At 47.2% G+C, this 16,238-nt stretch carries 13 protein-coding genes; 4 read left to right on the forward strand and 9 right to left on the reverse strand.

Features of this window, described 5'->3' with window-relative positions:
• Positions 1–41: 41 nt before the first annotated feature.
• From MEALZ_RS18765 to MEALZ_RS18780, 4 genes are all read right to left on the reverse strand, one after another.
• Complete coding sequence (locus MEALZ_RS18765) at positions 42–2,300, reverse strand: sensor domain-containing protein (RefSeq protein WP_048481351.1); 2,259 nt, start codon at positions 2,298–2,300, stop codon at positions 42–44.
• Between the two features lie 13 nt (positions 2,301–2,313).
• The gene (locus MEALZ_RS18770; RefSeq protein ID WP_014150237.1) at positions 2,314–5,589 is read right to left on the reverse strand and encodes a chemotaxis protein CheB; all 3,276 of its coding nucleotides are present in this window, start codon (positions 5,587–5,589) and stop codon (positions 2,314–2,316) included.
• 464 nt (positions 5,590–6,053) lie between these two features.
• On the reverse strand, positions 6,054–6,278 hold the full coding sequence (locus tag MEALZ_RS18775) for a hypothetical protein (protein ID WP_014150238.1): 225 nt from the start codon (positions 6,276–6,278) through the stop codon (positions 6,054–6,056).
• Positions 6,275–7,312 (reverse strand): asparaginase, encoded by a 1,038-nt coding sequence (locus tag MEALZ_RS18780; protein ID WP_014150239.1) that lies wholly within the window; start codon positions 7,310–7,312, stop codon positions 6,275–6,277. The genes MEALZ_RS18775 and MEALZ_RS18780 overlap by 4 nt, the downstream gene beginning before the upstream one ends.
• Positions 7,313–7,370: 58 nt before the next feature.
• Between MEALZ_RS18780 and MEALZ_RS18785 the strand changes: the two genes are divergently transcribed.
• The 3 genes from MEALZ_RS18785 to MEALZ_RS18795 all read left to right on the forward strand — a co-directional run bounded on the left by MEALZ_RS18785 (position 7,371) and on the right by MEALZ_RS18795 (position 11,392).
• Positions 7,371–7,862: a dihydrofolate reductase gene (locus tag MEALZ_RS18785; RefSeq protein ID WP_046061255.1), complete on the forward strand. Its 492-nt coding sequence runs from the start codon at positions 7,371–7,373 to the stop codon at positions 7,860–7,862.
• Positions 7,863–8,164: 302 nt separating this feature from the next.
• Positions 8,165–10,105 carry a multicopper oxidase family protein gene (locus MEALZ_RS18790; protein WP_014150241.1) on the forward strand — a complete coding sequence of 647 codons (1,941 nt, stop codon included), beginning with the start codon at positions 8,165–8,167 and terminating at the stop codon, positions 10,103–10,105.
• A 465-nt stretch (positions 10,106–10,570) separates the two neighbouring features.
• Complete coding sequence (locus MEALZ_RS18795) at positions 10,571–11,392, forward strand: AlbA family DNA-binding domain-containing protein (RefSeq protein ID WP_014150242.1); 822 nt, start codon at positions 10,571–10,573, stop codon at positions 11,390–11,392.
• Positions 11,393–12,070: 678 nt separating this feature from the next.
• Here MEALZ_RS18795 and MEALZ_RS18800 read toward each other — a convergent pair.
• The 5 genes from MEALZ_RS18800 to apaG form a co-directional block, all read right to left on the reverse strand.
• Positions 12,071–12,340 carry a Txe/YoeB family addiction module toxin gene (locus tag MEALZ_RS18800; protein WP_014150243.1) on the reverse strand — a complete coding sequence of 90 codons (270 nt, stop codon included), beginning with the start codon at positions 12,338–12,340 and terminating at the stop codon, positions 12,071–12,073.
• Positions 12,321–12,593 (reverse strand): type II toxin-antitoxin system Phd/YefM family antitoxin, encoded by a 273-nt coding sequence (locus MEALZ_RS18805; protein ID WP_014150244.1) that lies wholly within the window; start codon positions 12,591–12,593, stop codon positions 12,321–12,323. Before MEALZ_RS18805 ends, MEALZ_RS18800 begins: the two co-directional genes overlap by 20 nt.
• Positions 12,594–13,586: 993 nt before the next feature.
• Entirely contained in the window at positions 13,587–14,027 is a 441-nt protein-coding gene (locus tag MEALZ_RS18815; protein WP_014150246.1) for a hypothetical protein, read from the reverse strand.
• Between the two features lie 381 nt (positions 14,028–14,408).
• The gene (locus tag MEALZ_RS18820) at positions 14,409–15,242 is read right to left on the reverse strand and encodes a symmetrical bis(5'-nucleosyl)-tetraphosphatase (RefSeq protein ID WP_014150247.1); all 834 of its coding nucleotides are present in this window, start codon (positions 15,240–15,242) and stop codon (positions 14,409–14,411) included.
• Between the two features lie 2 nt (positions 15,243–15,244).
• Positions 15,245–15,601 (reverse strand): Co2+/Mg2+ efflux protein ApaG, encoded by a 357-nt coding sequence (apaG, locus tag MEALZ_RS18825; protein WP_408607033.1) that lies wholly within the window; start codon positions 15,599–15,601, stop codon positions 15,245–15,247.
• A 101-nt stretch (positions 15,602–15,702) separates the two neighbouring features.
• Here apaG and MEALZ_RS18830 point away from each other — a divergent pair, with 101 nt between their 5' ends.
• Positions 15,703–16,224, forward strand: coding sequence for an ankyrin repeat domain-containing protein (locus tag MEALZ_RS18830; protein ID WP_014150249.1), 522 nt, complete (start codon positions 15,703–15,705; stop codon positions 16,222–16,224).
• Positions 16,225–16,238: the final 14 nt, after the last annotated feature.

The raw sequence follows: 16,238 nt of genomic DNA on the forward strand, positions 1-16,238 counted from the left end.
AAAGCCTTATCACAAGGCAATTCATGTTATGGACGATAGGTTTAGTCGAACATCGGAAATAAATCGATCAATCCATCGGCGGGAAGCGGTTTGGAATATAAAAAGCCTTGTCCGAAACGGCAGCCCGCTTGCATCAAGTAGGTGGCTTGTTCGTTATTTTCAATGCCTTCGGCAATGATATCCAAACGCATGTGACGGGCAATCGAAATGATGGAGTGGACAATCACTTTATCGTCAGGGTCGTTCAATATGTCACGGACAAAGGAGCGGTCGATCTTGATCGAATTAATCGGAAATTTTTTAAGATACGTTAACGAGGAATAACCCGTGCCGAAATCGTCCAACGATACGGTTATGCCCATTTGCATCAATTGTTGCAAAATGCGTATCACGGCGGACATATGTTGCATCATGACGGTTTCGGTGATTTCGATTTCTAAAAACCTCGCGTCAAGTCCGGTGCTATCCAGGCACTGCCTGATCGAATGGACCAAATCATTTTGCAGAAATTGTCGTGCCGATAGATTGACGCAGATTTTTTTTAATTGCGGTTGATCTTGATCGCGCCAAATCTTGAATTGCTTACAAGCGGACTTTAAAACCCATTCGCCGATTGCAACGATCATACCGGTTTCTTCGGCAATCGGAATGAAGTCATCGGGTGAAATCAGTCCTTTTCTCGGGTGATTCCAGCGTAACAACGCTTCGAAACCGATAATTTGATTCGGTGTTGTTTGTAAATCGATCAAGGGTTGGTAGTATACGATAAACTCATGATTGGGCAGGGCATGATGCAGATCGTTTTCAAGCGTGCTGCGGGTGAGCGCCTCGGAGCGCATATTATCGGAGAAATATTGGTAATTATTGCGTCCCGAAGCTTTTGCGTGATACATCGCGGCATCCGCGTTTTTGATCAATTCATCGACCGAAGAGCCATCCTTCGGAAATAGCGTGAATCCGATACTCGTCGATGTGATGAACTGGTTGCCGGATAAATCGAAAGGTTGCGATAACACATCGAGTATTTTTTTGGCGATCTCGGCGCTATGTAGTGCCGCACTCTGCTCGTCGACGAAATCGGTCAATAAAATAACGAATTCGTCGCCACCGAAACGCGCGACCGTATCGCTTTCTCGCACGCAGCTTTTGAGGCGTTTAGCCACATTTTGCAGCAATAAGTCGCCGGCAAAATGACCGAGGGTATCGTTGAGTATTTTGAAGCGATCCAGATCGAGAAAAAACACCGAAAGCCATAGTTTATGGCGTACGGCTTGAACGATGCCTTGCTTGAGCCGGTCGTTCAATAAAGCGCGATTAGGCAGTTCGGTCAAGGGATCGAAATAAGCCAATTGTTCGATTTGTTTCTCATTGAGTTTGCGTAGCGTGATGTCGGAAAATATGCCGATATAATGACTGACGCGACCGAATTTATCGTTGATGCGGCAAATACTGAGCCATTCGGCGTATAAATCTCCATTTTTTCTACGGTTCCAGATTTCGCCTTGCCAACAGCCTTCTTTGTTGATTTTTTGCCACATATCGCGGTAGAACTCAGGGCTTTGTCGTCCGGAGGAGAGAATTTTCGGCGTTCGGCCGATGACTTCGGCCGGTTTATAGCCCGTTACCGCGGTAAAAGCGAAGTTTATTTTGAGAATGGTCGTATCGGGCGCGGTAATCATGATGCTTTCCTGGCTATGCTCGAACACTTTCGCGGCAAGTTTTAGTTGCTCTTCCATTTTTTTGCGTTCGCCGATAGTAATGATATTGACCAGTAAACAATCATGATTGAAATCGACACTCGCGCCGGTTTGCTTTTTTATCAAGCGTCCGCTGAGTTCAATGTAAATAGGTTTTTTGTGTCTATCGAGCAATCGCAATTCGATATGCTTTCCGTCCGGTTTTTTATAAAAAGCGTTGTAACGTGCGTTAAAAATACTCAAGTCGTCGACATGAATAAAAGCGGTTAGAAACTTATCGCGTAATTCGCTATGGCTTTTACCGAGCATTTCTTGCACGGTTTGATTCGATTGCAAAATGCGTCCTTTTTCATCCAGTCTTAAAAAACCTACCGGCGCTAGGTCGAAAAGTGTAATGAAGTCGTTTCTTGAAGCAATGAGTTGTTGCTGCGCTTCTACGAGCTGTTCGTTTTGCATGCGCAGTTCGATTTGATGCACATTCAGCTCGTGAAACAGCGTCTGCAAATCAAGCGGCAAATCCGCATCGAGATGGTTCGGCTCGAAATTGATTAAGGCTTCCGCTTCATGTCTTAAATCGTCGATATCCGCTGGATTTTTCTTCATCTTGCGTGCCGGTTTAGTGTCGTTGTTCGCTGAATGCAATCAAAAGCGCTTCTCCGACGTGATCTCCGAGAACCGATGCGTTTATTTTGACGGCTAATTCTTGATTGTCCTTGGTGAGTCTTTGGATCGATAGCGTTTGCGGGACCGAACATCCCCGCGTCAATCCGGCGATAAAGCGCAGTACTTGTGTTCTACCGGATTCGGGCGTTAGGTCTGCGATATTGCGGCCTATGGCTTCTTGCTTGAGCCAACCGTATAAAATCTCGGCGCCTTTATTCCAAGCGGTTATTTTTCCTTGCGGGTCCAGTAAAAGCAATGCTTCCTCGGTATCCATCACGAGCGAAGCAAGGCGCTGAAGGCAACTGACGCAATCGTTTTTGACCGCCGTCATATGTGCGCTGATATCGCGTTCGGTCAAGGCGATCAATTCGTTGCCTTGGCTTTCGGAATAAAGTAGCGAAGCCGTGACGGAAACATCGATCAATTTACCGCTTTTGGTGATACGCCGAGTTTCAAATTGCGATACGGCTTCGCCTAGATGATTTTTTTGCTGCAGCTTAGCAGCGATCGAGATGTCGGCAGACGGCATAAGCGATTGAAATTTCATGCCCAGCGCTTCCCGTTCAGTCCATCCGTAGAGTTTTTCGGCGCCGCGGTTCCAGGTGACGATGTTGCCGTCCAAGTCTTGCAACGTGATCGCGTCGTCAGAATAAAGCGCGAAATTGGCTAAGCGTTCGCGTTCCATTTTTTCGCGTATCTTAAGCTCGGTTTCGGTGCGTTTTAGCCGGTCGATATCGATGAAAGTCAGAATGATGCCGGCATAGGCATTGTCGGATATGGCGTAGGGTAAAACACGCAATAGATACCAATCGCCATTGGCGGTTTGCAGTTCCTGTTCGAACGGCGTTTGATTTTCGGACACCTCGTTGACGATTGCATCCAGATTGATATCGAGAATCGAATGCGACAAATGAAAAAAGGGCCGGCCGAGATCGTTGTCTCGGATATGGAATATCGACTCGAGTTGATGAGTAAAGCGCCTGACTTCGAGATTTTCGTCGAGAAATAGTGTCGCGATATTGGTGCTATTGAACAAATTATCCAAGTCGTTATTAAGCAGCGTTAATTCGGTGATCTTGCCTTGATACTCGGCGTTGACGGTATACAATTCTTCATTGACCGATTGCAGCTCTTCGTTGGTGCTTTGCAGTTCTTCGTTGCTGGCTAGCAGTTCTTCATTGGTTGCTTGCAGCTCTTCGTTGGATGTTTCCAATTCCTCTACCGTCGTTTGCAGGTTTTCTCGCGTGAATTGTAATTCCTGCTCCAGGTCATTGATGCGTTGTCGTGCATCCATGTCGACGTCGTAGGATAAAGGTTCGGTCGAGTTCGGCTTATTGGGCTCGGTCGTTTCGCTGATCATGACCGCGAGCAATTTTTCCTGGCTTTTCTTGCCGGGCAGGTTTTTGATGGTTAGCGTGACCGTTCTTAATTGATCATGGTCGTGAATGCGTATATTGGATAAGACGATTTCATTCGTGCCTTTTAACGCTTTATTAATGCCGGTTGCAATGGGTATTGCCAGATCCTTTATGACGATTTTCGTGACGTCGCTGCTGATTTTACCGCTGGGATAGGATAAATAGTCTCTGGCTTCACCGAAGGTATGCGAGATTTCCATGTTTTCGTTAACCAACATTGTAAACGGCAAAATATCCCCTGCAATGCCGTTGACGAAACGCTCTAACGTCCGGTCTTCGGAAAAACGGTTGATGGCCGGGCGGTTGACAGTCGTTGTGAAGGAAGGTTGAAAGCTAGAACCGGTAATTGGGCGCTGTTCCAAAGGTGTCAGCTCGGTCGCTTTGTATTTACCTTTGGAGCGGTATAGTTTGGTTTTAGGACTGACAAAGTCGAAATAATCGACCATATCGCCGATAGTTTCGCTGGTGCCGAGCAGTAGCAAACCGTCCTTGGTCAGCGAAAAATTGAATAATTCTAAGATTTTTTTCTGTAAAACCGGCTGCAGATAAATCAGCACGTTTCTACAACTGATCATATGAATATTGGTGAATGGCGGGTCCTTGATCAGGTTATGCTGGGCGAAAACCACCATTTCTCTAATTTTTTGCGTGACTTGAAAATTATCTTCCTTGCGTGAAAAATATTTGCTCAATAGTTCCGGCGGCACATCGGCGGCAATACTTTCAGGGTACAAACCGGCGCTCGCTTTCTCGATAGCGTTTTGATCGATATCGGTCGCGAATATTTTGATGCGGAAGTAATGTCCGGATTGCTCACGAGATTCGGCGAGTAACATCGCCAGCGAATAAGCCTCTTCGCCAGTCGAGCATGCGGTTACCCACAAACGTAGGTCATCTCCTTGCAGTTTTCCGATCGATTCAGGTAGCCATTTTTCATTGAACTCTTGAAAAACGAATTCGTCCCGGAAAAAACATGTCACACCGATCAAAAGCTCTTGATAGAGGGTATTGATTTCTTGCTGGTTCGTTTCCATGAACCGGACATATTCGGTCAAATCGGCAAGTTGATTGATGCTGACCCGTCTCTCGATGCGGCGCATTACAGTACTAGGTTTGTAATAGGTAAAATCGATTTTGCATTTTTCGCGAAGCAGCGCGAAGATGCGGGTAATGCTGGTGCCGCCTTGTGGGATGATGTCCGTTTCCAGGCTGCCGGAATAAGGATGTTTAATGAAGGATAATAACTGCGGAGGCATTTCGTCCGGCGCAAGAATAAAATCGGCAAGTCCGGTCGCGGTTGCGTTGTTCGGCATGCCGGTGAATTTGGCGGATTCTTCGTCTTGAACCATCACCATGCCGCCGTGCTCCTTGATCGCCCGAATGCCGCGAGTGCCATCGCTGCCTGTTCCGGACAAAATAATCGCAATCCCGCGATTTCCTGCATCCTCGGCTAGAGATCGCAAGAAGATATCGACTGGCAGGTTAAGTCCTTCGGTTCGAACTTGTTCCTTGAGCAACAGTTTGCCGTGAAAAATGGTTAGGTTTTGTCGAGGGGGTATCAGGTAAATGTGGTTCTGATTGACTGCCATGCCATCCTCGATCCGATGTACGGGCATTTCGGTATGCTTGGACAGTAATTCAGCCATCAGGCTTTTATAATCGGGCGAAAGATGTTGAACGACGACAAATGCGAGTCCGGAATTGATCGGCATTTTCTTGAAGAATGACTCGATAGCCTCAAGGCCGCCGGCCGAGGCGCCGATGCCGACGATATAAGGCGCCGTAAGTTCGGATGAGGTGCCGTTTTCCATTATTGTATTATTGTTGTTAGGGTTAATCGGTCGGCTAAGACTAACATTTTAACCGTACAAATGTTGAAATAAAATCCGGATTTTTACTTGTTTAGAGCGACCTAAAAATCATTTTTATGTCTATAGTGAGAATCTCTGGAACCTAATAAAATCGACTGAGGAACAGTTTTTTTGGTGATTATCCAACTCCAGTATTCTCACTTTCAGTAGCTATTTAGAGCGCTTCTTCGGGTTCAAATGTTCTTTTTACTCCCTTTTGATTGAAAAACCGTCTAAGAATAAACGGCATGGGATGTGTCTATCGAGGAGGGCCGTGAACCCATACATGGGGACTTGACGGCAGCTCAGCGCCAAGGATGGTGTGAATGCAGATTTTGCAGGAGCAAAAATCTGCCCCTGCTGCCGACTTCCTAGCTAGCCACACCCCACACACCATACCTTTATGAAGTTATACCCATCGCAGATCAAAATTCGGCACCAGGGTGTCCGTCAAAGGACGCCGTGAATACATCCCTGTAGGCTCTATGCCAGCTCCATGCTGGCAAAGCCTTTGCCGCACACCCTGGCGCCTCCTCAGGCACTGCCGAAATTTGAAGTGCGAAAGGTATAGCTATTTTTTGAGTATCAAAGGGAGTAGGATTTTGATTTTGCGGCGTTGAAATTTTGATTTGTGAAATAAATAAGGTCATACGGAATTGCTTTTTGCACAGGCAACGTGCTCTCCGGCAATATCCCGTTCGATAAACTTTGTAATTCCGTCTTCGCTAAAATTACCGTAAGCCAGCAGCAGTTTCACATAAGCACATTCGAGCGACAGATTCCAAAGCATTTCGGCGCCTTGTTCGAGTAATTCTCGCGTGCTTTCGTAGGCGCTATCGGAGTGTATCGACGGCGCCAGATAAACCGGAATGCCCTGCTTACGGCAACGTTCGATGAACGGCAGCAATGAGCAATCAGCGCCCCACTGCATCGAAGCGCACGCTGTGCCGGAATGATAGAGATCGTGCAATACCGCATCGATGCCATCAAGATTAAATAGCGTGTAATTCAAACCCGGATAAGGCCTGATTAATGCGATGCGTTTCGAGAAATCCGGTTTTAAATCGAAAGCCGTGCCGGCTTTGTTTTTAAGCGTGATGAGCGGTTCGGAAAAAACGCCGTTTTCGAAACGGCAATAGCTTTTGTTTTGCACGCTGATAAAATCGCCGCTGAGTTGCAGCGAAGAAGCCAGGCGGCTGCCTAAATGGATTTGCGTGTATTCGCCCGGGTTTCGATAAGGGACGAAAACGCCCGTTTCGCGGCGCTGACGGATGAATTCGACCGCGGCTATAAAATTGTTCAAGCCGTTGGCCTCGGGATGATCAAGGGGGCGGTCGCTCGATACCAGCAGCATCGGTTTGTTTAGCGCATGGAAATAAAGACTTAACGCGGCGGCGGTATAGGCTAAGGTATCGGTGCCGTGCGTGACGATGACGCCGTCGTAGCGTTCCGGTTGCTCTGCCTCGATGGTTTTAATCAGTGTTTCCCAGAAGGTAGGTGTAATATTTTCGCTTAAAATTTGAACCGGTCGTATCGTTGTGAAGTCGATTTGTGAATGTTCCGGATACTGTCGTTCAAATAGCTGCAGTAAACGGTAAGGCGCGTTGACGGAAGTTGCGATCGTGCCGCAGGAAGCCTCCGATCCGATCGTGCCGCCGGTAAATACAAGCAAAACGTTTTTCATAGTATGATGAATTCCAAAACAAATCTTCCAAGAATAGCAAAGACCTTTTTTTAACAAAATGAAAATATCTCTAATCGTCGCCATGTCTAGTAATCGCGCGATCGGTATCGATAACCGCTTGCCGTGGCATTTATCCGCGGACCTGAAAAAATTCAAATCCATCACGATGGGATCGCCGATATTGATGGGCCGTAAAACGTACGAGTCGATCGGCAGGCCGTTGCCGGGACGGATCAATATCGTTATTACGCGTAATCCCGATTACCGTCCTTCGGGCTGCGAGGTATATAACGATATCGAAAGCGCGATGGAAAGTTGCCGTAATCATAACGAAATTTTCGTGATCGGCGGAGCGACATTTTACGAGGCCATGCTGCCGGTTGCCGATTACCTATACCTAACCGAGGTTAGGCGTGCGTTCGAAGGCGATACTTTTTTTCCGGAAATCGACAATAATCATTGGTTGGAAACGCATCGTGAGGATATTCACGACGACCCGGACGTTTCCTTCGGGTACAGTTTTGTGAAGCTGGAAAGAATAAAAAAATAGGCGGATTCAACCGATCATCAGTTCCCTCATGTTCAGATTTTAATCATATACCTTTCGCACTTCAAATTTCGGCAGTGCCCGAGGTGGTGCCGGGGTGTCCGACAAAGGCTTTGCCAGCATGGAGCTGGCATAGAGCCTACATGGGCGTGTTCACGGCGTCCTTTGACGGACACCCCGGTGCCAAATTTTGATCTACGATGGGTATAACGAACACGACGGCGGCGACAAGACCATGCTGTTTAGAGAAATTGTAATCATGCATTCGTTCGGCAAAATATAATTACAAAAAAGAGGAAGGAACAATGACAAAACTAATCAATCAACAAAGACGTCAGTTTTTACAATATTCGTTTTTCGGCGTGGCCGCAGCTTCCTTGCCCGGCATTAGCGCCGCGGCGATGAAACAAATCAAGAGCGAGCCCTCCCCCGACTTCAACCCCGATGTCGAAATCGAATTTACCTCGCGTAACGCTTTCGTGCCTATTCTAAGCAATGGGGAGAAGTCAAAAGTACAAAAATATTATGGCAAGCTATTGAAAGGCCCTAAGGATACCTTGCAGGACCTCGGCGATAATTTTTTGGGGCCTGTGATGAATCTGGTCAAAGGTCAAAAAGTCAGGGTTTATTATCGTAACCGGCTAAACGAACCATCGATCATTCATTGGCACGGACTGCATGTACCGCAAGCCAGCGACGGGCATCCGATGTATACGATAGGTCCTGGCGAGCAATATGTGTATGAATTCGAAGTCTTGAACCCTGCCGGAACCAGTTTTTATCATTCGCATGCGCATGAAGTCACCGGCGATCAAGTCTATTTCGGCTTAGCTGGGTTGATTAAAGTCACCGACGATACTGAAAAAGCCTTGGGACTGCCCAGCGGCGAATACGATGTTCCGTTAGTGCTGCAAGACAGGCGCTTCGATGCCAATAACCAACTACGGTATGTGCATGGCATGCACGACAAAATGATGGGTTTTCTCGGTGAGAAAATTATCGTCAACGGCAAGGAGGATACCGAGTTCTCGGTCAAGACGCGGGCTTACCGGTTTAGGGCCTTAAACGGTTCCAATTCCAGAATCTATAAATTAGGTTGGGATGACGGTACGCCGTTGACTGCGATCGGCACCGACGCCCATTTACTGGAAAAGCCGGAAACGCGCCCTTACATCATGCTGGCGCCCGGCGAGAGGGTCGATCTTTGGCTCGACTTTAGCGGGCGCGAAGTCGGGTCGAAGCTCGTTATGTATAGTTTGCCGTATACCGGTGCGATGCCGCCGATGTATGAACGCATGCACGGCATGCAAAGCGATCATGGCAGCATGGAGGAGAATGACTCGGCAAACGAAACCCGCGGCATGGGCATGATGGGCGGCGGAATGATGTCGAGCGGCTTGGCGCAGGGCGCTAAATTTGCCGTCGCGACCTTCAATGTCACCGCAACAGCCGAAGACTCGCCCAAGCTACCGGCCCAATTGGTCGCCTTCGAGCGTTTGACCGAGGCAAGCGTCGACAATGCCGCTAAACCGATTCCAATCGGGATTTCCGAAAAAACGATGCGGCCGCAACTGAACGGCAAATCGTTTACTTTGGATCATGTGTTCGATTTTGAAAAGGTTAAACTAGGCTCGATCAAAAAAATCAAAATTTTTCATGATCATGGCCCTGGCGGCGGTCAGCACGGCGATGCCAAAATGGACCATGATGCTAAACCGAAAGATAATTCGGCAATGCAAATGGAGCATGGCGCCGATAAGCAAGACGATGAGTCGATGCAAGGCGGTCATGGCCGAGGCGGCATGGGGATGATGGGCGGTATGCAACATGACAATGATAAACAGCAAACCGATCATGAAGGTGGCATGGGCATGCGCGGTCGCGGCGGAATGGGAGGCATGCGGCACGGCGGCGATACCGACATGCAAATGGGCGGTGGTATGGAAGAGGGAGAAGGTATGGGTATGATGGGCAGCATGAATCTATCGATGGCGCATCCGATTCATTTGCATGGTCAGCAATACCAAGTTCTATCCCGAAAAATCGGTCCGATGGGCTCGAAAGGCTATGAAACCGTCAAAGACGGTTTTATCGATAGCGGTTGGAAAGATACGGTCTTGGTGATGCCCGGCGAAGAAGTGGAAATTGCCAAGCCCTTCCAGGATTTTAAAGGCCTGTTCTTATACCACTGTCATAATCTGGAGCATGAGAACCTAGGCATGATGCGGCAGTTCTTGGTTGAATAGAGGGGGTATGCCGGATTAACTGAAACCCTTGTCGAAGAAGCTTACATGGATGTAAGCGGTAGACTGTGTCGGGAACTGGCAGTCGAGGTGGAGTACTAACTCGATGAGCTAACGAATTCATATAGTTAGAGGCCGAGAATATCAAGTTACAATAAATGGCATCGAGGTCACAAAGACTAAAATATGCTGTTACCCAAGCTCAAGCTTGGGTAATCTGTTCAGGAAGCTCTAGCTTCCCGACACTTAAGGAAGATTGAACGAACGAGTCGGTGTTGATTGAGAATGTGCGGAGGTTGTGTCGGTCAGGAGGCTGGAGCTTGTGAAAGAGCGCGATGCGGGTTGGTCGTTTTTAGGTTGATGCGCATGGGTTACAAACCCCATCCTGCAAAGGATGCTTGCTTTCAAAGAGGGGAAGTCATCACTCGATGAACTAACGAATTCATACAAATCTAATTTAATTCCACTATGCAGTTTTTGACCAGTTTAGTTTTATTTCGTACCCGGCATTGGGTTGTTTTATATTTTACGGCCGCCTTGCTCGGTGCCCTGATCGGCTTTTTCTTTTTATACCCGATCAACGAATTCGTTTATTACTTCGAACATGAACGCTACCGACCCGATGCAGCGAATGTGATTCGATATGTGACCGGTGAATTGATGAATTCGCTGGGGGGCAAGACTCCGATGAAAACAACTTTTTATGCATTCGTCGGGGCTTGTTTAGGCTGCATTACCGCCCTGCTGTACACAGTCATGCATCGGCGCTGGCTGCAAATTCAACAGCTTACGCATGAGTTGGACAAGGATTTAGAGGCGCTGATCAAACAGGGAGAAAATCCGCATTTGGAATTTAAATCGTCATTGCGCTGGGACATCGTTGAAAATCGAGTTAATCGCGCGCTCGAAGGTGTCGTGATCAAGACCTTGGCCGGCTTTATGAACGGACAAGGCGGTACACTATTGATCGGGGTATCCGACGAAGGCGAAATCCTGGGCTTGAAGAAAGACTATCAAACGTTGAAAAAACCCGGCCGTGACGGATATGAGCAACTGATTATGACCATGATCGCGTCGAATATGGGCGCCGATATCTGTCAATTCGTGCGGGTCGTCTATCATGATCTCGAAGGGCTGGATATTTGCCGCTTGATCGTGCTGCCGTCAACACGCCCTGTCTTCATTCAACAAGGTAACAACCCGAAGCTTTATTTGAGAACCGGCGGCGGTACCCGAGAATTGAATGTACAAGAAGCAATGGATTATATGAAGGCCCGCTGGCATAAATAGTCGGTATACCGAATTCCCAAAACCCTGTTTTCCAATAACCGTTACTCTCGAAGATTCATGCGGACTTCGGTGTTGAAAAGATAACGTTTGGCCGTATCAAAAATTTCATTGATTGTTGAAGCCAAAGAAAAACCAACTTTCAACCGAACCTTGTCGAATTTTCAAGTACTGTATAGCTGATATTCAAACCGACAATTTTTCGAGAAGATCGCAGGCGGCTTTCGGGCATATTAGGTCACACTGAATTTAGGATTTCGTGAAAAATAACTTCCTGGAGCTATGAGTTTTGCAGCAGGTTCGGTAACTCGCTTGACAGGACGCCGTGAACCCAGCACCTAAATTATCCAAGATAGTTAACCATAGCCAACGGGCTATGGAATTTAGGTGCTGGGTGAATACGTTCGTGTAGGCTTGACGGCGGCGACTGATTGCCAAGGATGGGGCATGAATGCAGATTTTGCATTACGCCATAGATGGCGTGTATTAGGACACCAGCAGTAGGCGCTTTAGACGATGCAGGGCAGAAAAATGCTCCTGCATTTTCTGCATTCGTTACATCCTTGTAACTCAGCAATTGCCGAGGAGCAAAAATCTGCCCTGCCGCCGACACCTGTCAATCGAGCAACCGAACCTGCTTACCGTGCATTAAAAATAGGGAAGTTATTTATGACCGAATCCTTAGTGGTCTTCGTAATGTCCACCAATTGCAAAGATGTAAATGGACTTTTCGTCAAATTTATAAATGAGTCGATCTTTTTGAGAAATTCGCTTCGACCAAAATCCGGTTAGGTTGTGTCGAAGCTGCTCGGGTTTACCCAAGCCTTTGCTTGGGTCCTCATGTAGCATTTCTTTTAAGAGTTTACAAAGAGCTTTGTGTAACTTTTTATCTTTCTCACGAAGCTCTTCGTAGATTTCCCAGGTTCTACCCTCAAATACTAGTGATCTCATTCAATTCGTCGCTGGTCGGGGTATAGCCGAAGCTTTTGTTGTGGGTTGCCATTGAATCGGCAATCTGTTTCATTAGGCTGCTGTTCTGAAGAACGTAGAGAGTTTCCTGTTCTCGCTCCCAGTCATCTGCACTCATAACCACGAAAGCTTCGCCGGCCCTACGAGTTACCTTTAGGGGGGTATGATTAGTAATCACATTCTCTACAAGGGATTTTAGTTTATCTCTAAACTGGTTTACGCTAACTGTGTCCATATTTGACTCCATGTGTACGGAAATGCCGTACAAGTGTAGCAGGTAAACCCTAATAACGCTATCAACCTGATGCCCAAAGTTACACTGGTCTTTGGGCATGACCTTCGGCCATTATGGCTGGAGGTTATTGCGGCGTTGAATGGCAGCTCATGAATCCTTGCCGATATTTAGCATAAACCTAAAAGAGCAGTTGATAGCCTCAAACTACCGTTCGCCCCGAGCCCTTCGGCTGCGCTCAGGAGAGCCCTGTCGAAGGGTGAGCGGTAGTTTGAGGCTTCACCAGGCCGGTGAAAGTGTTGTAGAGCCTACATGGAACGTATTCACGGCGTCCTTTAGCGGACACCCAGTCGCCGAATTTTGATCTACGACGGGCATACAACACATGCCAACTCGGGTCGGTGTCTCACCTTCCGAGTAATTAGGTAAACATATACTTCGCGTGTGTTGGTTTAATTGTCTGTGCAACATGGCAGCAAATTCACCTGCCATATTCACAAAATTGGACGGTATTACTCCCTTTTGATCGAAAAACCGTCTAAGAATAAAAGGTATGGAATGTGTCTATCGAGGACAGCCGTGACCCCAGCACCTAAATTATCCCAGATAGTTAATCATAGCTAATGGCTCATGGAATTTAGGTGCTGGGTAAACCCATCCATGGGAGCTTGACGGCAGCAATCGAACGCCAAGGATGGCGTGAATGCAGATTTTGCATGAAGCAAAAATCTGCCCTGCTGCCGACATCCTCGCTAGCCACACCCCATACCTTCATAAAGTTAGCCATTTTTTGAGTATATAAGGGAGTAACAAGATGGTGGTGGTATTTTGTTCCGCGCTTACCTCGGCAATCATCGGCATGCGTCTTAGTTTGAGAGCAAGGGGATTTTCGGAAATTTGGCGAGCGCCATCGGCCGTAGCATAGATCTTTGGGTTGTTCCTCGTAACCATACAAACTAGCGAATTGGTTAGCTGTACGAAATGTTTTCGCCGACTTCAAAACTGGTCTATATGCTGTTGCAACAGTTTTTTCACATGAGCGGACTTTATCAAGTCAAAATAGGTAAGCAACTTTTCCTTGTCCCGCAGGTCGTCCGCATTTAATTCCCACAAGGCTTTTAAATCGTCCTTAATTTCCTCGGCGACCCGTTTATAGTCCGCTATCACGTTGTACCTGGAATTAACTAAATCGATCAGGGTTACTTCATTAACCTGGAAATCTTTGCACAGGCTTTGTATGTTTTCCTCGAGAATTTCAAGCGCCTCATGCTTGTCCAATGCAAGGCAAAGAACATTTTCATAAGTGACTTTCAAATTATAAAAGCTAAGCGCTGTTTCGCTTTCATTTAAATATTCTTGAAGTTCATTTTTCAGCAAATCGAAAAGTTGGATTTTTTCATGCAGGGATAGCATGGAGACGTCGGGAAGCTTAGTCATAAAATATCTGGTAATTTGTAAATTTAAAACGGAAAGGTAAGTCCTGAAATCACAGGAGCTAAAAAACTTTCTTCCTGATCTTATCGATAACTGAACGGTCAAACCGATCTGGAAAGGCTATCCATTTAGCGCCTTTGGCCTGGTAAAAAACATAACGTCAGCTATCAAGAGTAGCGAATTCACAGTCACGACTACGCGCCGGCTGGAGCGTCTTGTTGTGCGGTTGAACGCGCTTGCTGTAAACAAACTCAGGATCAAGATCTACTCCGATATTCAACTCTATGGCGTCAAAAGACACGCGAATAATGATGCAATAGCAGCGATGGTATTTTGCTTGTCAATACCTGATGTCAAATACCCGAAAATGGAAATACCAATAAATCAGCTCTTTTTTTGCCTAGGCTTCAATACGCCTTCGCAATCGATACTGACTCGGAAAACATTCTCTCCCAAATGTAACGCGGTTAGTGCGCCGCCCCAGAGACAGCCTGTGTCGATGCAATAACAATTGTTACCCCGATAGTAACCGAGCGAGGACCAATGCCCGAATACGATGCGCAGGTCGGCATTTTTACGGTTGGGTATTTCAAACCAAGGTTTTAAATTCTTAGACTGGGTTCCAGGCGGCCCGTTATGAATAAAATCGAGTTTGCCGTTATCATCGCAATAGCGCATGCGCGTAAAACAATTGATAATAAAACGTAGCCGCTCGACGCCTTTTAATTGAGGCGACCATAGGTTCGGTTTGTTGCCGTACATGTCTTTGAGAAAATCGGCATAATTGAAATCTTGTAGTGCATTTTCCGCCAGAGCGGCCATTTCGCGGGTCGTGTCGAAGTCCCATTGCGGGGGCAGGCCGGCATGCACGAGACAAAAGTCGTCATTGTAGTGAAACAGCGGCCGATGTCTGAGCCAATCGAGCAGTTCGTCTCGGTCCGGCGCCTCGAGGATTTCGCTCAGCGAGTCTTTTTTGCGCTCGGATCTAATCGAACAAGCCGTGGCGAGCAAGTGTAAATCATGATTGCCCAGTACGGTCACGGCCGAGGAACCAAGCGATCTTACGAAACGTAGGGTTTCCAGCGATTTCGGCCCGCGGTTGACCAAGTCGCCCGCAAACCAGATTTGATCGGTGTTTTCATTGAATCGAAGCGCATCCAATAGTCTGAGCAAATCGTCGTAGCAACCTTGAATATCGCCAATCGCATAAATGGACATGGTTAGTGTAAGGTTCTAGGAATCGACAGCGTGAACTTAGGGATATAAGCTTCAAAATCCTCGCCGTCATCGGAGCGCATCGAATATTTGCCTTGCATCACGCCTACCGGCGTTTCGATCATTGCGCCGCTGGTATAACGAAATGATTCGCCGGGTTTGAGATAGGGTTGTTCGCCGATGACGCCTTCGCCCGTAACCTCTTGTACTTTGCCGTTGGCATCGGTAATCAACCAATGCCGAGTCAATAATTTCGCCGGAATCATGCCGGCATTGGTGATCGTAATCGTATAGGCGAAGACGTAACGTCCTTCTTCCGGGTATGATTGCGTTTCGATGAAATGAGGGGTAGCCTCGATCATGATTTTATTTTTTGTGCTCATCGACGATGGTATAAATTATGAATGCTAAATTGATTAGTATTTCAACTTAACTCGGTTTTAAACGCAAGCAACTATTCAAAATGAGATTCGACAGAGCGTTTCCAATTCTATTGCTTTTGTTGCCTTTGAACGTTTACGCGGCAAGTGCCGTTGATTTGTTTTCCGCCTCGGTCGGCGGTAATCAAGCCCGAGTCGAAGCGCTTCTGGCTCAAGGCCTCAATGTTAATAGCGCAACTCCCGGCGGGCGCACCGCATTGATGGGCGCGAGTTTCGGCGGTAATGCGCGGATTGCGCAAACTCTCTTGGCTTACGGCGCCGATGTGAATATGGCCGATAATACCGGGACGACGGCGTTGATGGATGCATTGATGTTCAGTCATGAAAATATCGTTAACTTGTTGATAACGGCAGGCGCCGATGTCAATGCCAAAGACAATCAAAATATAACGGTATTGGGTCGAGCGAAAAAAGTCGGTAATGAGCGCATCATCAAAATCCTCGAGCAAGCAGGCGCTCAGGAAGCGCCGGAAGTCGAAGAAACGGAGCCTGTGGAGGAAGAAGGCGAAGCCCCTGCAGAAGAACAAGAAAAGCCTGAAGAATAGGGAGGGGACCCTCT

Source organism: Methylotuvimicrobium alcaliphilum 20Z (assembly GCF_000968535.2).
GTDB lineage: Bacteria > Pseudomonadota > Gammaproteobacteria > Methylococcales > Methylomonadaceae > Methylotuvimicrobium > Methylotuvimicrobium alcaliphilum.